The sequence below is a fragment of the Amycolatopsis coloradensis genome (assembly GCF_037997115.1).
GTDB lineage: Bacteria > Actinomycetota > Actinomycetes > Mycobacteriales > Pseudonocardiaceae > Amycolatopsis > Amycolatopsis coloradensis_A.
Window position 1 is genome coordinate 2,198,227 of the sequence record NZ_CP150484.1, and the last position, 18,289, is coordinate 2,216,515.

Here is an 18,289-nt window from a genome sequence, read left to right on the forward strand (position 1 = left end):
AACTCCCTCACGGAAGCCCGGCCGGCAATAGCGGATGATGCGGCCGCACCCGGCCGCCCCCACCAAAACCTCTGAACACTCTGGATAGAGGTGATCACCCCGTTGCTCTCGGCGGCGATCCTATCGAGTGGCGCAAGGTCTACCTAGTGTGATCGTCGGCTCTTGCACGATTCGCTGTCACATTCTGCTAAATCCGGCCGTTCGCCCCAAAGGGCGGACTCTCGCATGGTGGGCAACGCCGTGCCGGACGCCGTACGTCCATCAGGTGGCGGATGAAAATTCCGGAGGGAGAAGAGGATGAAACTTCGTGCGGCCGCGTCGTGTGTCGCGGGGGCGGCGATCTTGTCCACCTTGACCGGCGCGGGGCAGGCGAACGCGACCAGGCCGTCCAGTCCGGTCCTGAGCCCGAACGCCGTCGTCGCAGGTGGCCCTCGTCGCGGACGGGCTCGCCGCGCCGATTCCCTTGCGGGTGGTGGGAGACGGCGGCACCGGCGGCATCGGTGTCGCGTTGCGCGGCGACGGTCCGGTGGGGACGGTGCCGGGGCGGTACACGGCGTCGTACGACTGCTGGGGCTGGATCGTCCGCGCCGAGTTCACTGTCACGAACTGACAGCGCGGCAGAAGACGCGAAGGCCGGTTTCGGGACGCGAATTGGCGTCTGGAGCCGCCTTCGCTGACACAGCTCACGGAGATGTTCCGGGCGGTAATTTCTGTCAATCGACAGAATTGGCCCGGGCGGGCGCGGGTCCCGACGTGAAAACCGGAAGAATTGTTCGCGAAGTTCCGGAACTTGAGCGAAACAAAAGCGGGAAAGGCGGATCGTCAATTCCTTGCCGATCCGCGCGGACCCGGTCTGTCCAGGCGATTTCCACCGTTTGTGCGGCCGGGCGCGATTTCACGGGCGAACGGAAGAAATCGAGGTGAAGGCTTCGGGTGACCGACGATCGACCTTGATCGATCAGGTCCGGCCGGGTAACGGGGAGGTGACGGCTTGCGGTCCAGCGGCTACACACAGATGATCGGGCAGGGGTGGCGGGTGTCACCGTTCAGTGGGTTTCGCCGCCGCCTTCTAGGCAATACCGTCGGCGGCGAAGCCGAAGTTGTAGCCCCGATCGGGTACGGAGGTTTGGCGGATGATGCCGGAGATCAAGGATGGCGCTGCTGGCGCTGTCGGAGCTGACGACGCCGTCGTTCGCCTGCCCGGAATGAGGGTGGCCTACGAAGGGGCCGCCTTCGACGAGTCCGCGCTGGCGGAGACATGGACCGCCCAGCTGCAGGACTGGCTGAACCAGGCCGTCTCCGCCGGGATCCCCGAACCGAACGCGATGGTGCTCGCCACCGCCGACCCGGAAGGCAGGCCGTCCTCCCGGACCGTGCTGTGCAAGGGACTCGACGAGCGAGGTGTCGTGTTCTACACGAACTACACCTCGACCAAGAGCCACGACCTCACCGCGACGCGCTACGCGTCGGTCACCTTCCCGTGGTACGCCCTGCAGCGTCAGGTCCACGTGCGCGGCGAGGTGGAGAAGGTCAACGTCGCCGAGACCGCCGAGTACTGGGCGTCCCGCCCGCGGGGTTCGCAGCTCGGGGCCTGGGCGTCGCCGCAATCCCGCGTCGTCGACGGCCGCCGCGCCCTCGAGAACGCCCTCCACGGGATCGAGCGCCGGTTCGCCGACGTCGAGAACATCCCGTTCCCGCCGCACTGGGGCGGGTGGCGCGTCCGGCCCGACGTCGTCGAGTTCTGGCAGGGCCGCGAGGACCGCATGCACGACCGGCTCCGCTACGTCCGCACCGACGACGGCTGGCAGATCGAGCGCGTCGCGCCGTAATTTTTGCCAGCGCGCTGACGAAAAGTGCGCCGAAGGGGCGCCTGGACCGCTTGCAACTCGCGTTGGGAGCGGAGGGCGCCCCTTCATCGCGTTTTCGTGGGCCTTCGGCCCAAAAGAGGGCGCGCGGCGGTGAAGTCTCCCCGTCGCGCTGGCGCGCTCCCGGGAGACCGTTGGGTCACTGAGGCCGCGGCTGGCCGAGGGGAAGGGTAATCCCGGCGGCGGCGGCGACGGGTGAGCTAAATCGCGCGCGGATGGTTAGTTAGCGCGGCTAAGCTGTCTGGTTGTGAGTGACGACGTGGGGGTTGACCAGCGCAAAGGTGTCCGCAAGCTGTTCGGCTCGATCGTGGTCGACACCCGGCCGCTCAAGATCCCCGCGTTCCGCCGCCTCTGGCTCTCCACCGCGGTCACCGCCGTCGGCAGCCAGCTCACCGCCGTGGCGGTCCCCAAACAGGTCTTCGACCTCACCGGCTCGTCGGCGTATGTCGGCCTGACCGGCCTGGTCGCGCTGATCCCGCTGCTCGTCTTCGGGCTCTGGGGCGGCGCCATCGCGGACGCCGTCGACCGCCGCAAACTCCTGCTCGTCACCAACGTCGGGGTCACGCTCACTTCGGCGGTCCTGTGGCTCCAGGCGTTCCTGAACCTCGGCTCCGTCTGGCTCGTCCTGGGCCTGCTCGCGGTCAACCAGGCGTTCTTCGCGATCAACATGCCGACCCGCGGCGCCGTCGTCGCCCGGCTGGTCCCGGACAACCTGATCGCGCCCGCGACCGCGCTCAGCAGCACGATGTCCACCTTCGGGGCGGTCTTCGGCCCGCTGCTCGCCGGTGCGCTGATCCCGATCCTCGGCCTCTCGACGCTCTACCTGATCGACGTCATCGCACTGACCTTGACCCTCATCGCGGTCTACAAGCTGCCCCCGATCCCGCCGCTCGGCGAGATCGCGCGCCGCGCCGGGATCCGCGACATCGTCGACGGCTTCAAATACCTGGCGACCCAGAAGATCCTGCTGGCCTCGTTCCTCGTCGACATCATCGCGATGGTCGCGGGTATGCCGCGCGCGCTGATCCCGGAGATGGCCGAGCGCACCTTCGGCGATCCGCCCGGCGGCGGCCCGGCGCTGGGCTGGCTGTACGCGGCGCTCCCCGCGGGCGCGATGCTGATCGGCCTCTTCTCCGGCTGGCTGACCAGGATCCGCAAACAAGGTGTCGGCGTGATCGTCTCGATCTGTGTCTGGGGCGCCGCCGTCGCCGGTTTCGGGCTCGCGAACTCGCTGTGGCTCGCGGTGTTCTTCATGGCGCTCGCCGGGGCCGCCGACATGGTCAGCGCGATCTACCGCATGTCGATCCTGCAGCTCGCCACCACCGACGAGATGCGTGGACGGCTGCAGGGCGTGTTCACCGTCGTCGTCGCGGGCGGTCCGCGGATCGCCGACCTCACCCACGGCTGGGCCGCCGCCGGCGTCGGCACGGCCGCCGCGGCCTCCGGCGGTGGAGTGCTGGTCATCGTGCTGGTCATCGGCGCGGCGCTGCTCATCCCGTCGTTCTGGCGATACCGGGCCCCGGTCGGCTGAGCCGTTCGGTCTATCGTCGGGCCCATGCGTATTTCACGGGCGATCATCCTGTTCGCCGCTGTCATCGCGACCCTTTCCGCCTGTTCGTCCGGGGACGAGAAGACGGACAACGCGGCCAAACCGTCGAGCCAGGCTCCGGCTCCGTCCGCCGCGCCGAGTTCGTCGGCCGCTCCCACCGGTGGCGCCGGTTCGAAGGAGCCGTGCGCGCTGCTGCCCGCCGAGGCCGTGGGCAAGGCGGTCTCGATCCAGGGAGTGACGTCTGCGCCGGGTCCGGTGCAGGACAACGCAGCCAACGGCGGCAAGGCCAAGAGCTGCGTCTACTCGGCGGCCGGCAAGCAGATCGGCGCGCTCGCGGTGACCCGCTTCGAGGGCAACAAGATCAAGCCCGCCGAGATGGTCGCCGCGCTGAAGAAGGCCAAGCAGAACGCGAAGGACGTCGCCGGTGTCGGCGAAGGCGCCATCTACTACACCGACGAGAACAAGACCGCGACGCTCGCGTCGGCCGAACTCGTGGACAACGTGCCGGTACTGGTCAACTACACCGGGCCGACCAAGATGACGCAGGAAATGATGCTCCCGCTGGTGAAGACCGCGGTCGACGCGAACTGAGCGAATTACCCAAAGGCGTGCTTCGTCAACCCGTGACGAAGAACTGACCAAACCGGACTGTCGGCACCAGACGTGATGCGGCACACTCTTGCCGCATGGCGGACACGACGACAACAGAACAGACCGGTCCGGCCGGTCAACCGAGCCTCAAGCGGGTGATGGGTTCCAAACTCCTGCTGTTCTTCGTGGTGGGGGACATCATCGGGACGGGCGTCTACGCGCTCACCGGGCAGGTGGCCGGCCGGGTGGGCGGTGCGCTTTGGCTGCCGTTCCTGATCGCGTTCGTGGTCGCGATCATGACCGCGTTCAGCTACCTGGAACTGGTCGGCAAGTACCCGCAGGCGGCAGGGGCCGCGCTCTACACGCACAAGGCGTTCAAGCTCCGCTTCCTCACCTTCATGGTGGCGTTCGCGGTGATGTGCTCAGGGATCACGTCGGCCTCGTCGGCGGCGAAGGCCTTCGGTGACACCTATCTCAAGGAATTCATCACCGCGCCCATGCCGCTGGTGGCGATCCTGTTCGTGATCGGGCTCGCGCTGATCAACTTCCGCGGGGTCTCCGAATCGGTGAAGACCAACGTGGTGCTGACCTGCATCGAGATCGGCGGTCTGCTGATCATCATCGGGGTCGGCGTGTGGGCGGTGCTCAACGGCAACGGGGACGCGTCGCGGCTGGTCGAGTTCGACACCGAGAACCAGACGATGCTGGTGGCGATCACGTCGGCGACGTCGCTGGCGTTCTTCGCGATGGTCGGTTTCGAGGACTCGGTGAACATGGCCGAGGAGTGCAAGGACCCGATCCGGATCTTCCCGAAGGCGATGCTGTGGGGCATGGTCATCGCCGCGACCATCTACATCCTGGTCTCCGTGACCTCTTCGCTGCTGGTGCCCGCCGACGAACTGGAGGCCGCCAAGAGCAGCGCGCTGCTGAAGGTGCTCGACGTCGGGGCTCCCGGTTTCCCGCGCGAGATCTTCTCCGCGATCGGTCTCTTCGCGGTCATCAACTCGGCGCTGATCAACATGCTGATGGCCAGCCGCCTGCTCTACGGCATGGCGAACCAGCGGATCATCCCGAAGCAGCTGGGCACCGTGCACCCGTTCCGCCGCAGCCCGTGGGTGGCGATCGTGTTCACCAGCCTGATCGCGATCGGCCTCGTGTCCTTTGTGGACATCAGTGTGCTCGGTGGTACGACGGCGTTGCTCCTGCTGGCGGTGTTCGCCATCGTCAATGTCGCGGTCCTGGTACTGCGCAAGGAGAAGGCGGCGCACCAGCATTTCCGCGCGCCGACGATCATCCCGGTGCTGGCCGCGATCTTCTGTCTCTACCTGGTGACGCCGCTGTCCGGACGGCCCGCGCGCGATTACAAGGTCGCCGCGATCCTGCTCGGCGTCGGCATCGTGCTCTGGGGGATCAACTGGCTCGTCATGCGGGCCACGCACAAGGAAGAGGACCGGCAGCCCGTCGAGCCGCCGGTCGGCTAGCCGCGGCTGAGCGACTGGTACTCCACCGGGCTGTGGGCCGAGAACACGGTGACCTCGTCGGCGTGTTCTCGGCTCAGCTCCCGCAGCCGCTCGACGTTCTCCAGCCGCGGCTTGCGCAGCGTCTGCACCATGTTCTGGAAGGCGGTCATCCCCGGCGGGCAGTGCGGCTTCACGGGATCCATCTGGCCATGGAAGAAATACGCGTCGCCCGCGTGCAGCAGCCAGCCGTCGCCGGTGTCGACGGCCACCCCGGTGTGGCCCTTGGTGTGGCCCGCGAGCGGTACCAGCAGGATCTCCGGCGGCAGGCCCTTCAGCTCGCGGACGGCCTGGAAACCGAACCAGTCGTCCCCGGCCTCGTCATACATGCTCCACAGTGGACGGTGGGCGAACTGGTTGGCGCGGAACCGCAGCTTCTCGCTCTGGTTGGCCGGTGACGTCGCCGCGTCGTGCTCCGCGGTGCGGACGTGCACGACGGCGTTCGGGAAGTCCGCGAGCCCGCCCGCGTGATCGACGTCGAGGTGGGTGCAGATGATGTGCCGGACGTCTTCGAGCTTGTGGCCGAGCGCTTCGACGTGGTGCGCCGCGGTCTCCGTTTCGACCGGTTTCGCGCCGACCATGAGCGTGAACGGCGTGCCGAGCCACGCGCCGGGATTCTCGACGCCCTTGCGGCCGAAACCGGTGTCCACGAGTACGAGTCCGTCGCCGGTCTCGATGAGCAGGCAGTGCGCCACCAGTTCCGAGCGGCGCAGCAGGCCGGGCTGGCCGTCGAGCAGTTTGCCTCCCGGTGCGCGCATCGTGCCGCAGTTCAGGTGGTGCACCTTCATAGCCTGCTCCTCTGGCTGAGCCGTTCGAATGCGGTGGCGTCGTGCGCGGCGAAGACCGTCACCTCGTCACCGTTGTTACTGACAAGTTCGCGCAGCCGGCGCTGGTTGTCCAGTCGTGCGGTCTTCTCCGTCTGCATGTACGACTCGAAGAAGCCCAAGGCCGGAGGGATGTGCGGCTTTCGTTCCAGTTCGCCGCCGTGGAAGACGGCGTCACCGGCGTTGAGGAGCCAGCCGTCGCCGGTGTCGACCGCGACGCCGGCGTGCCCGCGGGTGTGCCCGGCGAGGGGGATGATCAGGACGTCCGGGACCCCTTCGAGTTCGCGGACGGCGTCGAAACCGAACCACGGCTCGCCGTCGGCGCGGTACGACCTCCACAGTGGACCGTGGCTGAACTGGACCTTCCGGTAGCGGCTCGCCTCCTTGCGGTCGATCGGCTTCTCCAGCGCCTGAAGCTCGCGATCGTGGACGTGGACCCGCGCCTGAGGGAAGTCGACGAGCCCGCCCGCGTGGTCGAGGTCGAGGTGGGTGAGCACGATGTCGCGTACGTCGGCCGGGTCGAAGCCGAGCTTGCGGATCTGGGTCGTGGCGCTGAGGTCGTCGTCGCTGTCGGGGTGGACCAGCCGGACGAAACCGGCGCCGAGCCATTCGACCGGGCGGGTGACGGTCGGCGTTCCGACGCCGGTCTCGACGAGCACGAGCCCGGTGTCGGTCTCCAGCAGAAGGCAGTGACAGATCAGTTCGGCGCGACGGAACAGACCGGGCCTGCCGTCGATGAGCTTGCCGCCGAGCGGCCGCATGGTTCCGCAGTTCAGGTGATGGACGCGCATCAGGACAGCTCCCGTTCGAGGGTGGCACGGAGGTGAGGGGCGATCGCGCGCAGCGGCGCGCTGTCGTGCAACGTCTTGGCCAGCAGCAGACCGCCCTCGATGGCGGCGAGGACGACGGTGGCCAGGTGATCCGCCTTGTCGGTGTCGAGCGCGTCGGCGATGACGGTGTGCCAGGACGTGTAGCCGTCGGCGCAGGCCTGACGGATCGCCTCGCTGTCACCCGACGCGTCCAGCGCGACCGTCGCGAGCGGACAGCCGCGCTGGAAATCCGACTCCTCCAGCGAGGTCGCCAGCGCTTCGACCACGTTCTCGATCCCGGTGACGACGTCGGGCGCGTTCGTGGCGATCGTGCGCAATTGGTCGCACAGCCGGTCGGCGGACTGGCGGATGGCCTCGGCGGCCAGCTGCTCCTTGCCGCCGGGGAAGTGGAAGTAGAGCGATCCCTTGGGCGCGCCGACGGCGGCGACGAGCTGGTTGAGACCGGTGGCGTGGTAACCCTGCTGGTGGAAGAGCTCGGCGGCGGAATCGAGCATGCGCTGCCGGGTGTCGGTGCGGCGGACCATGCGACCGACTGTAGCTCAAACTATGACGACCGGTCTAGTAAGCAACGCAAGACGCGCTCGCGTGATCAGATACGCATCACGCCTTGGTGCACGAGGGCAGCGGCCTGCGAGTTCGCCGCGTACGCCGAGTCGCTAGACGCCGATCGCGGACGCTGATCCGCCGAACTGTTGCCGCAGCTCGCGTTTGAGCAGCTTCCCGGACGCGTTCTTCGGCAACTCGCCGACGAAATGCACCGACTTCGGCACCTTGTGCGCCGCCAGCGACTTCTTGGCGAACTCGATCAGTTCCGCTTCGTCGACGGGTTCCTTCACCACGACGATCGCCGCGATCGCCTCGATCCAGCGTTCGTGCGGCAGGCCGACGACGGCGACCTCGGCGACGGCGGGATGCGCGTACAGCGCGTCCTCCACCTCGCGCGACGCGACCAGGACGCCACCGGTGTTGACGACGTCCTTGATCCGGTCGACGACGAACAGGTAGCCCTCTTCGTCTTGCCGTACCAGGTCGCCAGAGTGGAACCAGCCGCCCGCGAACGCCTCCACCGACTCCTCGGGCTTACCCCAGTAACCGGTGCACAGCTGGGGAGAGCGGTACACGACCTCGCCGAGTTCACCCGGCGGAAGGTCGTTCATCTCGGCGTCCACCACCCGCGTCTCGACGAAGAGGACCGGGCGGCCGACGGAATCCGGCCGGGCGTCGTGCTCTTCCGGCCGCAGCACTGTCGCGAGTGGACCGATCTCCGACTGGCCGAAGCAGTTGTAGAAACCGACCTCCGGCAGCCGTGCGCGGAGCGCGTTCAGCACCGGCACCGGCATGATCGACGCGCCGTAGTACGCCTTGGTGAGGCAGCTCAGGTCCGCGTCCGCGAGGCCGGGATGGTTCGCGAGTCCCACCCAGACGGTCGGTGGGAAGAACAGCGAAGTGATGCCCTGACGGGGAATCCGCGCCAGGATGTCGCCGAGGTCGGGCCCCTCGACGAGATGGTTCGTCGCGCCGACGGCCAGCCCGGGCATGAGGAACACGTGCATCTGCGCCGAGTGGTACAGCGGCAGCGCGTGCAGCGGCACGTCGCGGTCGCTCAGGTCGAGCGCGGCGATGCAGGACGAGTACTCGTGCACCAGCGCGCGATGGGTGAGCATCGCGCCCTTCGGCCGCGAGGTCGTCCCGGACGTGTAGAGCAACTGGACGAGGTCATCGTCCGCGACCCCGGATTCCTCGTGCGGCTCGACGGTCTTGTCCAGTGCCCAGTCCAGAACATCCATTGTGGACACATGATCGACGCCGACGTGCTCGGCCAGTGCGGGGTCGACGAAGGCAACGGCGGGCTCGGACTGGGTGAGCAGGTATTCGAGTTCCTCGCCGCGGGCGTTGAAGTTCACCGGCACGTGCACCAGCCCGGCCCGCGCGCAACCGAGGTACAGCAACAGGTACGCGTCGGAGTTCTTGCCGAAGGCCGCGACCCGGTCACCGTGGACGAGCCCGCGATCGAGCAGCTTCGCCGCGACCCGGCCCGCCGCGCGGTCGAGCTCCGCATACGTCCACACGCGATCGGCGAAAGTGAGGGCGACCCGGCCCGGGACGCGGCGCGCGCTCCGTTCCAGGACACGGCCGACGGTGCTGGGGTAGCCGGGAACGGTCATCGCGGCGGTCTCCTTCGTCCGGGCGGGGCGTTCTCACAGTAACCTCGTCGGCATGGCCAATCCCACCGGAGAGCAGTTCGAAATCACCCGCGGCAACGCGCGAGCCGTCATCACCGAGATCGGTGCCGGGCTGCGCGCGTTCGAGGTCGGCGGGGTGCCCTACGTCGAGGCATTCGCCGAGGACGAGAAGCCGCCGAAGGGCGCCGGACAGGTACTGCTGCCCTGGCCGAACCGCACCAAGGGCGGCCAGTGGGACTACCAGGGCGAGAAGCAGCAGCTCCCGATCACCGAAGAGGCGCGCGGCAACGCGATCCATGGCCTGACCCGGCACGAGGAGTGGGAGCTCCTCGAACACGCTGAGTCCTCGATCACCCTGGCCATCGACGTCCCGGCGCAGGAGGGCTGGCCGGTGCCGCTGCGCGCGACGATCACCTACGAGATCTCGCCGCGCGAACTGGTCGTCACGCACGAGATCCGCAACGAGGGCGAGAGCCCGATCGGCGTCGGGCTCGGCACGCACCCGTATTTCCGCATCGGCGACGTGCCGACCGACGAGCTGACCCTGACACTGCCCGCGAGCCGGGTCCGCCCGTATCTCGGCGACGAGCAGATGCCATACGCCGACGAGCAGGACGTCGAGGGGACCGAGTACGACTTCCGGTCCGGCAAGGTGCTCGAAGGCGTCGACCTCGACACGGCGTTCGGCGGGCTGAGCGTCGCCGAGGACGGGAACCACCACCACGTCCTCTCGCACGGGGATCGGGAGCTCCTGGTCTGGGCCGGGCCGGACTTCCGTTGGGCACAGGTGTTCACACCGGCCGACCTGGTCGGCCGCGGCCGTGCGGTGGCGATCGAGCCGATGACCTGCCCCGCGGACGCGCTCAACACCGGCACGGACCTGATCGAGCTGGAGCCCGCGTCGTCGTGGACCGGGAGCTGGGGGATCCGGGTGCGCTGAGATGTCGCTTCTCCGCCTGGGGCCCGCCGACGCGGGCGAAGTGCTCACGCTGCAGCGCGCGGCGTACGTCCCGGAGGCCAGGGCGCACGAGAACATCGACCTCCCGCCGCTGATGGAGACCTTCGAGCAGGCCAGGGCGGCTCTGGGCGACCCCGCGTGTTTCGCCTGGGGCATAAGGGAATCCGGGCGGCTGGTGGCGAGTGTCCGGATCGTCGTGGACGGCGAGGCCGGTCTCGTCGGCAGGCTCATCGTGGCCCCGGACAGGCAGGGACACGGGCTCGGCAGCTCCTTGCTGCTCGCCGCCGAAGACGCCGCGCCGCCTTCGGTGACCGTGTTCCGCCTGTTCACCGGGGAGCGGAGCGCGGGGCCGCTGCGGATGTACCGGAAGCTCGGGTACGTCGAGACGCACCGCACGCCCGAGAAGCACTACGAACTGGTCCACTTCGAAAAGCCCCGCGTGCGGACCGGTGGCCCAGTTCGTTAGCGTGTCAAAGTATGTCTGACAAAGTACTGGTCAAGGCCATCGTCGGTGGTTACGTCGTCCCGGTCGACGGTGATCCCATCGACGGCGGCACGGTCCTCATCGAGAACGGGAAGATCGCCGCGGTCGGCACGGACGCCGACGTCGACGTCCCCGACGACGCCGAACTGATCGACGCCGCGGGCAGCTGGGTGCTGCCCGGCTTCATCGACGCGCACGTCCACCTCGGCGTCCACGAGGACGGCGAAGGCTGGTCGGGGAACGACACGAACGAGATGACCGACCCCAACGGCGCGCGGTTCCGGGCGATCGACGGGATCGACCCGTACGAGCCCGGCTTCGACGACGCGCTCGCGGGCGGCGTCACCAGCGTCGTCATCAAGCCAGGCTCCGGGAACCCCATCGGCGGGCAGACGATCGGCGTCAAGACCTGGGGCCGGACCGTGCTCGACATGATCTTCGCCGAGGGCGTCAGCGTGAAGAGCGCGCTCGGCGAGAACCCGAAACGGGTCTACGGCGAGAAGAAGCAGACGCCGTCGACCAGGCTGGGTGTCGCGTCGACCATCCGCGACGCGTTCACCGCCGCGCGCAACTACGCCGCCCAGCGCGACCACGCCGCCGGCGAGGGCAAGCCATTCGACGTCGACCTGACCAAGGAGACTCTGGCCAAGGTTCTCGACGGCGAGCTGTACTGGGACCAGCACGTCCACCGCGCCGACGACATGGTGACCGCGATCCGGCTGGCCGACGAGTTCGGCTACAAACTGGTGATCAACCACGGCACCGAAGGGCACCTGATCGCGGACCTGCTGGCCGAGCGGGACGTGCCGGTGATCCTCGGCCCGCTGTTCACCACCAAGTCCAAAGTGGAGCTGCGCAACCGCACCCTGCGGGCGCCCGGCATCCTCGCCAGGGCGGGTGTGCGGATCGCGATCACCACGGACCACCCGGTCGTGCCGATCAACTTCCTGGTCTACCAGGCCGCGCTGTCGGTGAAGGACGGCCTCGACCCGGAGACCGCGCTGAAGGCGCTGACCGTCAACCCGGCCGCGATGCTGGACCTCGACGACCAGGTCGGCTCGCTGAAGCCGGGCCTCGACGCCGATGTGGTCATCTGGTCGGGTGACCCGCTGGACGTGATGAACCGGGCCATGCGCGTGTTCGTGCGGGGGCGCGAGGTCTACCACTTCGACGAGGAGACCGGCGTCGGGGTCACCGAGGAACGCCGGTACCGCGAGGGCTGAACCCGGTCTTGTCAGAACGACCGGCCCGTGCTCTCATGTGTTACACACTGGGGAGGATGTGTAACACATGAAGCGCTGGGTTTTCGTTCTGGTCGTCGGTATCGGTTTCCTGGTCGTCACCTTGTTGTTCGCCCGTGAGGATCCGAATGTCATCAAATGCGGTGGCCGGATCATGGGCCCCGGCGACGTCTGCGAAAGCACCAAGGGTGGCCGCACCGTCGACGAGGACACTTACGACGAGATGAAGGCCGCCGCCGAGTCCAGGGCCGAGACGTTCCGCGACCACGGGCTCTGGATGGCCGGGGTCGGGGTGGCGCTGACCGGCTTGGGGGCGACGATGCTGGTCCGCGGGAAACGGCGCAAGGATCGCGCCGTCGCCGCGGCTCGGCAGGATGCGCGGTGGCAGGCGCAGCCGGGTTTCCCGCAGCAGCAGGGTTTTCTGCAACCGCCGGGCTTCCCGCAGCAGGGTTTTCAGCAGGCGCATGGCGCCCGATTCCAGTCCCCGCCTCAGTCCGTGCCGGGGCAGCAGCCTTATCCGCCGCAGAACGGATGGCCGCAGCAGCCGCCGCAGGCCGGTCCGCCGCCACGGCAGTTCGGCCCGCCCGACATCGGCAAGTTCTGGGCCGATCTGTGCGCCGGCCGCGACGGCATCACCCGGATGNGTGCTCTTCCGATCTGTCCTCACCACTCACGAGAGCAGTCGGTCGAGATCCAGCTTCACCGGAAACGGCTCGGCGGCGGCGAATTCGCCGGTCATGGCCGGAGCGTCCTGGTAGCCGAGTTCGCCCGCTTGGTGGCAGGCGACAAGCGAGACGGGCTCGCTGAGATCGACGATCCAGTGATGCGGGATCCCCGCGTCGGCGTACTCGCCGTGTTTGGTCACGTAGTCGGTGCGCTTCGAGCCCGGTGACACGATCTCGACCACGACGACGACGTCGTCCGCGTGGTACATCGTGTCTTCTTCGTCGATTCGCTCGCCTGCTTCACGGAGGGCGATGATCAGATCCGGTCGCCTGGCGAAACCCGGCTCGCCAGGCGGCGCCAGCCCCGGATCGACGTCGATGTCCTGGACGAATTCGAGGTGATCGGGCAGCTGCGACTCCAGCTGCCTGGCCAAGGCGTACAGCGCCTTGTTGTGGGGCTCACCGAGCGCCGCGTACTCCGCGACCGACAGCAGGTGATCCGGGATGGCCCACCCTGGTTCACCGTGCGACCCGGTCGTGGAATAGGGAACGGCTGTCACAGCGTCTCTTCACGTCAGCCACAGTGTCTCACGGCCAACGAGATGACCATCGGTGATCGTATCAGCGCGGAGCGTCAGCCTTTCCGCAGTTCCCGCGCGATCACCATGCGCTGGATCTGGTTCGTGCCCTCGAAGATCTGCGGCACCTTCGCCTCCCGCATGTACCGCTCCACCGGGAAGTCCTTCGTGTAGCCGGCGCCGCCGAGGACCTGCACGGCATCGGTGGTCACCTTCATCGCGCCGTCGGTCGCGACGAGCTTCGCGATGGACGCCTGCCGCTGGAACGGCAGCCCGCGGTCACGGCGGCGAGCCGCGTCGAGGTACATCGCGCGCGACGTCTCGACGGTCGCGGCCATGTCGGCCAGCAGGAATTCCAGTCCCTGGAACTCGATGATCGGCCGCCCGAACTGCGTGCGGCCCTTCGCGTACTCGAGCGCCTCGTCCAGCGCGGCCTGCGCGAGCCCGACGGCGCACGCGGCGATGCCCAGCCGTCCGGAGCTGAGCGACGAAAGCGCGATCTTCAGCCCGTGGCCCTCCTCGCCGATCCGCCGGTCGGCGTCGACGGCGGCGTCCTCGAACATCAGCTGCGCCGTGGTCGACCCGGTGAGGCCCATCTTTCGCTCGGGCGGCGCGGCCGACAGGCCCGGCGTCGCCGCGTCGACGAGCAGGCAGGAGATGCCCTGGCCGCCGTCGTCGCTGGTGCGCACCATGGTCGTGTAGAAGTCGGCCTCACCCGCGTGGGTGATCCATGCCTTCGTGCCGTTCACGACGTACTGGTCGCCGTCGAGCCGCGCGCGGGTCGAGAGGGCGGCCGCGTCGGAGCCGGCGTGGGTCTCCGAGAGCGCATACGCGCCCAGCAGGCCGCCTTCCAGCATCGAGGGCAGCCAGCGGTCTCGCTGCTCGTCGGTGCCGTGGTGCGCCAGCGCGAAGCAGGACATCGTGTGCACGGAGAGCCCGACGCCGACCGACATCCACGCGGCCGCGATTTCCTCCAGAACCTGCAGGTACACCTCGTACGGCAGCTCGCCGCCGCCCCAGCGTTCCGAGTACGGCAGGCCGAGCAGCCCGGCCTGTCCGAGCAGCCGGAACTGCTCGCGCGGGAAGTGCGCGGTCTCCTCGTACTTGCTCGCGATCGGGGCGAGTTCCTCGCGTGCGATCTCCTTGGCCAGGTCGATCAGATCCTGGGCCTCGGTGCTGGGCAGCAGACGGTCCGCCGGCATGGCTCCTCCGAGCTGAGCTGTACTAAAAACAGTACTGTGGGCCGATTCAGCGTACAGTAGACGGCGCTGGGGGTACACCGTTCGCGTAGGGGATAGTGATCCGATGACCTCGCGCCGCCAGCCCACCGCGCGTCAGAGAGCACTGCTCTCGGAACTTGAAGCACTCTTCCTCGCCGAGGGGTTCTCCCAGTTCACGCTGGACGACCTGGCCGCGAGGCTCCGCTGCTCGAAGTCGACCCTCTACGCGCTCGCCCCCAGCAAGGAGCAGCTCGCGGTGAAGGTCGTCACCCACTTTTTCAAGGGGGCCGCCGACCTGCTGGAGGAGCGGATCGCCGGGATCGACGACGCCCGCAAGATCCTCGGCGAGTATCTCGCCGGGATCTCTGAATACCTGAATCGCGCCTCGGCCGCTTTCATGACCGACATCGCCGAATTCGCGCCGGCGCGGGACGCGTATCAGCTCAACAGTCGCGCCGCGGCCCGCCGGATCCGGTCGTTCATCGATCGCGGCGTCACCGACGGTGTTTTCCGCGAGGTGCACGCGCGGCTGATCGCGGAAATGGCGGGACTGATCATCGAGGGAATCCAGACCGGTGTCGTCGGTCAGCGCACCGGGGTGACCGACGCCGAAGCGTTCACCGCGTTGTCGGAGCTTTTGCTCGGCGGGATCGCGACAAAAAATGTCCTGAACTGACAATTCTGGTGGTCTCACCGCCGCCTCGGCTAGCATCGCGCCCGTGATCGTCGTAGGTGGAGAGGCGCTGGTCGACCTCGTTCCCGGTGAACCGTTGGATTCCACTGTGGACGGTGGGTTGCGCGCGCTGCTGCCCCGGATGGGTGGTGGTCCCTACAACGTCGCGCTCGCCGCCGGGCGGCTCGGCGTCCCGACGGGCTTCCTGTCGCGCGTCTCGAACGACCGCTTCGGCGTCGCGCTGGTGGACCGGCTGCACGCCTCCGGCGTCGACACCGCCTTGCTGCAGCGGGGAAACGAGCCGACGACCCTTGCCGTGGTCGCGCTCGACGAGAAGGGTTCCGCCCAGTACGCCTTCTACACCGAGGGCACCGCGGACCGGCTGGTCGCCGACCCCGGCCCGCTGCCGGAAGATGTGACGGCGCTCTCGCTCGGCACCCTCGGCATGGTCCTGGAGCCGGGCGCGAGCACGTACGAAACCGTGTTGCGCCGCGAATCCGACCGCGGCGTCCTGACCGTGCTCGATCCGAACATCCGTGCGGCGCTGATCGCCGACCCGGCGGCGTACCGGGCGAGGTTCGAGTCCTGGCTGCCGCATATCCGCCTGCTCAAGATCTCCGACGACGACACGGAATGGCTCGCCGAGGGCGCCGACCCGGTCGACGCGGCAAAGGTCTGGACCTCTTGCGGAGTCGATGCCGTCGTGCTCACCCGGGGCGCGCAAGGGCTGTCCGTCATCACACGAGCGGGCGAAATCGCCCAGGTCCCCTCGCGCCGGGTCGACGTCGTCGACACGATCGGCGCCGGTGACACCGTGCAGGGCGCCCTGCTGGCGTGGCTGTACTCGAACGGGGTCCGTGACTTGTCCACTCTCGACGCCGACGGCTGGCGTACGGCGCTCGAATTCGCGGCGAAAGCGGCGTCGATCACCGTCTCGCGGAGCGGGGCCGAACCGCCGACGGCGGGCGATATGGCATCCGCCGTGTGAACCTGGTCCCAAAGGGGCTGTTGTGAGCAACTCACCCGCTGCGCGTTGACCCCATTCTCGACTAGCGTAGAGGGGAATTCATACCCCAGCGGGGCGGTGTGCAGCGAGGCCGTGGGTCACGCGCGTGAAAGAGGGCGTACCTGTGGAACCTACAGGCGCCGCCGGCCCGTGCTGAACGTGAGAGGGACTTACATGTCCGACGCGACGACGGCTGCGGGGCAGTCCGGCGAGACCGCGACGCTGCGCCTGCCCAACGGCGAGCACGAGTTCAAGGTGATCCACCCGGTCGAGGGCGCGCCTGGGATCGAGCTGGGGAAGCTGCTGGCGACGACCGGGTACATCACCCACGACCCGGGGTTCGTGAACACCGGTGCCGCGTCGTCGGCCATCACCTACATCGACGGTGACGCCGGCATCCTGCGCTACCGCGGGTACCCGATCGAACAGCTGGCCGAGAAGTCGACCTTCATCGAGGTCTCGTACCTGCTCATCTACGGCGAGCTGCCGACCCAGGCGCAGCTGGAGGAGTTCACCGGGAAGATCCAGCGGCACACCCTGCTGCACGAGGACCTGAAGGCCTTCTTCAGCGGCTTCCCGCGCGACGCGCACCCGATGCCGGTGCTCTCCAGTGCCGTATCCGCGCTGTCGACCTTCTACCAGGACTCGCTCAACCCGTTCGACGAAGCGAACGTGGAGCTGTCCACCATCCGCCTTCTGGCCAAGGTTCCGACCCTGGCCGCGTACGCGTACAAGAAGTCCGTCGGCCAGCCGCTGCTGTACCCGGACAACTCGCTCGGCCTGGTCGAGAACTTCCTCCGGATGACCTTCGGTTTCCCGGCCGAGCCCTACGAGGTCGACCCGGACGTCGCCAAGGCGCTCGACCTGCTGTTCATCCTGCACGCCGACCACGAGCAGAACTGCTCGACCTCGACCGTGCGTCTCGTCGGCTCCTCCGAGGCGAACCTGTTCGCCTCGATCTCGGCCGGTATCAACGCGCTCTTCGGCCCGCTGCACGGTGGCGCCAACAGCGCGGTCCTGGACATGCTCGAGGGCATCCAGGCCGAGGGCGGCGATGTCGCGAACTTCGTCACCCGCGTGAAGAACAAGGAAAAGGGTGTCCGCCTGATGGGCTTCGGGCACCGGGTCTACAAGAACTACGACCCGCGCGCGAAGATCATCAAGAACACCGCGGACGAGATCCTCTCCAAGCTCAAGGGCGGCGACCAGCTGCTCGACATCGCGAAGAAGCTGGAAGAGACCGCGCTCTCGGACGACTACTTCATCGAGCGGAAGCTGTACCCGAACGTCGACTTCTACACCGGTCTGATCTACCGGGCGCTCGGTTTCCCGACGAAGTACTTCACCGTGCTGTTCGCGCTCGGCCGCCTGCCGGGCTGGATCGCGCACTGGCGCGAGATGATCCAGGACCCGGCCACCAAGATCGGCCGCCCGCGGCAGATCTACACCGGCTACGCGTCGCGGGACTACGCGCCCATCTCGGAGCGCTGATCCCTCTTCCGCAAGTGCGATGAAGGGGCCTTTCATGGCAAATTTTGCCGGACGCAACGGCCAGCACCGCCTGCAGTCCCAGCGACGCGGCGAGGACGCCGTAGGTCTCGCCTCCGGTGTTCACCCAGCCGTAGTACTCGATGGCCGGTTTCGTGAGCACCGGAAGCCAGTCCAGGAAGTCGACCGACGTGCGGCCACTCGAGTCCAGCAGCCCGGCTTGCGCCAACGCCGCTTCCACTCGCTTGTCCGCCTCCGCGCGGGCCGTCCTGGACAGCCAGCGCGGTTCGGGACGCACCGTGATGTGCAGGTCGCCGACGCGTTCGCGTTCGGCGAGCACCGCCAAGGCTTCGACCGGGACGTCCACCCGGCCCGTTCTGACGGTCATCCGTTACTCGCCGATGACCGGCGGGCTGGTCCGCTGGTCGGTGCCGAAGATCGCGTCGGGGTCGGCCTCGATCAGGTAGTCGGGACGCTGGTGCTCGTCGTCCTCGTCACCATCGGCACGCCTGCCGCCTGCCCCCATCGGGCCCATCGCTCCGGCGCCACCACGGCCGGCACCACCACGCCCACCGGCCAGGTCTCCGCCACCCAGGCCGCCGAGCCCGCCCATGCCG

At 68.1% G+C, this 18,289-nt stretch carries 18 protein-coding genes and 2 pseudogenes; 11 read left to right on the forward strand and 9 right to left on the reverse strand.

Going from position 1 to position 18,289, the window contains the following annotated elements; translation table 11 throughout:
- Nucleotides 1-424 precede the first annotated feature (424 nt).
- The 5 genes from LCL61_RS10275 to LCL61_RS10295 all read left to right on the forward strand — a co-directional run bounded on the left by LCL61_RS10275 (nt 425) and on the right by LCL61_RS10295 (nt 5,486).
- Nucleotides 425-610 carry a hypothetical protein gene (locus LCL61_RS10275; RefSeq protein WP_340686626.1) on the forward strand — a complete coding sequence of 62 codons (186 nt, stop codon included), beginning with the start codon at nt 425-427 and terminating at the stop codon, nt 608-610.
- A gap of 523 nt (nt 611-1,133) precedes the next feature.
- Nucleotides 1,134-1,829: a pyridoxamine 5'-phosphate oxidase gene (gene pdxH / locus LCL61_RS10280; protein WP_340686627.1), complete on the forward strand. Its 696-nt coding sequence runs from the start codon at nt 1,134-1,136 to the stop codon at nt 1,827-1,829.
- Nucleotides 1,830-2,112: 283 nt separating this feature from the next.
- On the forward strand, nt 2,113-3,396 hold the full coding sequence (locus LCL61_RS10285; protein WP_340686628.1) for an MFS transporter: 1,284 nt from the start codon (nt 2,113-2,115) through the stop codon (nt 3,394-3,396).
- 24 nt (nt 3,397-3,420) lie between these two features.
- A complete protein-coding gene (locus tag LCL61_RS10290) occupies nt 3,421-4,005 on the forward strand; it encodes a DUF3558 domain-containing protein (RefSeq protein WP_340686629.1) in 585 nt (194 codons plus the stop codon).
- A 95-nt stretch (nt 4,006-4,100) separates the two neighbouring features.
- Nucleotides 4,101-5,486, forward strand: a complete 1,386-nt coding sequence (locus tag LCL61_RS10295) for an APC family permease (RefSeq protein WP_340686630.1) — start codon at nt 4,101-4,103, stop codon at nt 5,484-5,486.
- On the opposite strand, the gene LCL61_RS10300 is transcribed toward LCL61_RS10295, so the two are convergent.
- The 4 genes from LCL61_RS10300 to LCL61_RS10315 form a co-directional block, all read right to left on the reverse strand.
- Entirely contained in the window at nt 5,483-6,310 is an 828-nt protein-coding gene (locus LCL61_RS10300; protein ID WP_340686631.1) for an MBL fold metallo-hydrolase, read from the reverse strand. The genes LCL61_RS10295 and LCL61_RS10300 overlap by 4 nt on opposite strands.
- A complete protein-coding gene (locus LCL61_RS10305; RefSeq protein ID WP_340686632.1) occupies nt 6,307-7,137 on the reverse strand; it encodes an MBL fold metallo-hydrolase in 831 nt (276 codons plus the stop codon). The genes LCL61_RS10300 and LCL61_RS10305 overlap by 4 nt, the downstream gene beginning before the upstream one ends.
- The gene (locus LCL61_RS10310; RefSeq protein ID WP_340686633.1) at nt 7,137-7,700 is read right to left on the reverse strand and encodes a TetR/AcrR family transcriptional regulator; all 564 of its coding nucleotides are present in this window, start codon (nt 7,698-7,700) and stop codon (nt 7,137-7,139) included. The genes LCL61_RS10305 and LCL61_RS10310 overlap by 1 nt, the downstream gene beginning before the upstream one ends.
- Before the next feature lie 132 nt (nt 7,701-7,832).
- Complete coding sequence (locus LCL61_RS10315; protein WP_340686634.1) at nt 7,833-9,341, reverse strand: fatty acyl-CoA synthetase; 1,509 nt, start codon at nt 9,339-9,341, stop codon at nt 7,833-7,835.
- Nucleotides 9,342-9,393: 52 nt separating this feature from the next.
- Here LCL61_RS10315 and LCL61_RS10320 point away from each other — a divergent pair, with 52 nt between their 5' ends.
- The 3 genes from LCL61_RS10320 to LCL61_RS10330 are packed head-to-tail and all read left to right on the forward strand — an operon-like array spanning nt 9,394 to nt 12,024.
- Complete coding sequence (locus LCL61_RS10320) at nt 9,394-10,299, forward strand: aldose 1-epimerase family protein (protein WP_340686635.1); 906 nt, start codon at nt 9,394-9,396, stop codon at nt 10,297-10,299.
- A 1-nt stretch (nt 10,300) separates the two neighbouring features.
- The gene (locus LCL61_RS10325) at nt 10,301-10,783 is read left to right on the forward strand and encodes a GNAT family N-acetyltransferase (RefSeq protein ID WP_340686636.1); all 483 of its coding nucleotides are present in this window, start codon (nt 10,301-10,303) and stop codon (nt 10,781-10,783) included.
- An 11-nt stretch (nt 10,784-10,794) separates the two neighbouring features.
- Nucleotides 10,795-12,024 carry an amidohydrolase gene (locus tag LCL61_RS10330; RefSeq protein WP_340686637.1) on the forward strand — a complete coding sequence of 410 codons (1,230 nt, stop codon included), beginning with the start codon at nt 10,795-10,797 and terminating at the stop codon, nt 12,022-12,024.
- Nucleotides 12,025-12,064: 40 nt separating this feature from the next.
- Here LCL61_RS10330 and LCL61_RS10335 read toward each other — a convergent pair whose 3' ends face one another.
- The 3 genes from LCL61_RS10335 to LCL61_RS10345 all read right to left on the reverse strand — a co-directional run bounded on the left by LCL61_RS10335 (nt 12,065) and on the right by LCL61_RS10345 (nt 14,487).
- Nucleotides 12,065-12,508 (reverse strand): hypothetical protein, encoded by a 444-nt coding sequence (locus LCL61_RS10335; RefSeq protein WP_340686638.1) that lies wholly within the window; start codon nt 12,506-12,508, stop codon nt 12,065-12,067.
- A 204-nt stretch (nt 12,509-12,712) separates the two neighbouring features.
- On the reverse strand, nt 12,713-13,267 hold the full coding sequence (locus tag LCL61_RS10340) for a Uma2 family endonuclease (protein WP_340686639.1): 555 nt from the start codon (nt 13,265-13,267) through the stop codon (nt 12,713-12,715).
- A 74-nt stretch (nt 13,268-13,341) separates the two neighbouring features.
- A complete protein-coding gene (locus tag LCL61_RS10345) occupies nt 13,342-14,487 on the reverse strand; it encodes an acyl-CoA dehydrogenase family protein (protein ID WP_340686640.1) in 1,146 nt (381 codons plus the stop codon).
- Between the two features lie 103 nt (nt 14,488-14,590).
- Between LCL61_RS10345 and LCL61_RS10350 the strand changes: the two genes are divergently transcribed.
- The 3 genes from LCL61_RS10350 to LCL61_RS10360 all read left to right on the forward strand — a co-directional run bounded on the left by LCL61_RS10350 (nt 14,591) and on the right by LCL61_RS10360 (nt 17,675).
- Nucleotides 14,591-15,181, forward strand: coding sequence for a TetR/AcrR family transcriptional regulator (locus tag LCL61_RS10350; protein WP_340686641.1), 591 nt, complete (start codon nt 14,591-14,593; stop codon nt 15,179-15,181).
- Between the two features lie 43 nt (nt 15,182-15,224).
- Complete coding sequence (locus LCL61_RS10355) at nt 15,225-16,166, forward strand: carbohydrate kinase (RefSeq protein ID WP_340686642.1); 942 nt, start codon at nt 15,225-15,227, stop codon at nt 16,164-16,166.
- A 192-nt stretch (nt 16,167-16,358) separates the two neighbouring features.
- A complete protein-coding gene (locus LCL61_RS10360) occupies nt 16,359-17,675 on the forward strand; it encodes a citrate synthase (protein ID WP_091598543.1) in 1,317 nt (438 codons plus the stop codon).
- A 46-nt stretch (nt 17,676-17,721) separates the two neighbouring features.
- Here the strand turns inward: LCL61_RS10360 and LCL61_RS10365 are convergent.
- Nucleotides 17,722-18,039: pseudogene (locus tag LCL61_RS10365) on the reverse strand (ESX secretion-associated protein EspG); the annotation flags it as partial.
- A gap of 24 nt (nt 18,040-18,063) precedes the next feature.
- Nucleotides 18,064-18,289: pseudogene (locus LCL61_RS10370) on the reverse strand (hypothetical protein); the annotation flags it as partial.

What these genes read in the sequence shown, in the direction of transcription:
- LCL61_RS10350 (WP_340686641.1), top strand. Translation starts at nt 14,591, where the DNA reads ATGACCTCGCGCCGCCAGCCCACCGCGCGTCAGAGAGCACTGCTCTCG.
- LCL61_RS10300 (WP_340686631.1), bottom strand. Translation starts at nt 6,310, where the DNA reads ATGAAGGTGCACCACCTGAACTGCGGCACGATGCGCGCACCGGGAGGC.
- pdxH (WP_340686627.1), top strand. Translation starts at nt 1,134, where the DNA reads ATGATGCCGGAGATCAAGGATGGCGCTGCTGGCGCTGTCGGAGCTGAC.
- LCL61_RS10325 (WP_340686636.1), top strand. Translation starts at nt 10,301, where the DNA reads ATGTCGCTTCTCCGCCTGGGGCCCGCCGACGCGGGCGAAGTGCTCACG.
- LCL61_RS10320 (WP_340686635.1), top strand. Translation starts at nt 9,394, where the DNA reads ATGGCCAATCCCACCGGAGAGCAGTTCGAAATCACCCGCGGCAACGCG.
- LCL61_RS10315 (WP_340686634.1), bottom strand. Translation starts at nt 9,341, where the DNA reads ATGACCGTTCCCGGCTACCCCAGCACCGTCGGCCGTGTCCTGGAACGG.
- LCL61_RS10295 (WP_340686630.1), top strand. Translation starts at nt 4,101, where the DNA reads ATGGCGGACACGACGACAACAGAACAGACCGGTCCGGCCGGTCAACCG.
- LCL61_RS10310 (WP_340686633.1), bottom strand. Translation starts at nt 7,700, where the DNA reads ATGGTCCGCCGCACCGACACCCGGCAGCGCATGCTCGATTCCGCCGCC.
- LCL61_RS10330 (WP_340686637.1), top strand. Translation starts at nt 10,795, where the DNA reads ATGTCTGACAAAGTACTGGTCAAGGCCATCGTCGGTGGTTACGTCGTC.
- LCL61_RS10345 (WP_340686640.1), bottom strand. Translation starts at nt 14,487, where the DNA reads ATGCCGGCGGACCGTCTGCTGCCCAGCACCGAGGCCCAGGATCTGATC.
- LCL61_RS10290 (WP_340686629.1), top strand. Translation starts at nt 3,421, where the DNA reads ATGCGTATTTCACGGGCGATCATCCTGTTCGCCGCTGTCATCGCGACC.
- LCL61_RS10305 (WP_340686632.1), bottom strand. Translation starts at nt 7,137, where the DNA reads ATGCGCGTCCATCACCTGAACTGCGGAACCATGCGGCCGCTCGGCGGC.
- LCL61_RS10335 (WP_340686638.1), bottom strand. Translation starts at nt 12,508, where the DNA reads ATGCGCCTGCTGAAAACCCTGCTGCGGGAAGCCCGGCGGTTGCAGAAA.
- LCL61_RS10360 (WP_091598543.1), top strand. Translation starts at nt 16,359, where the DNA reads ATGTCCGACGCGACGACGGCTGCGGGGCAGTCCGGCGAGACCGCGACG.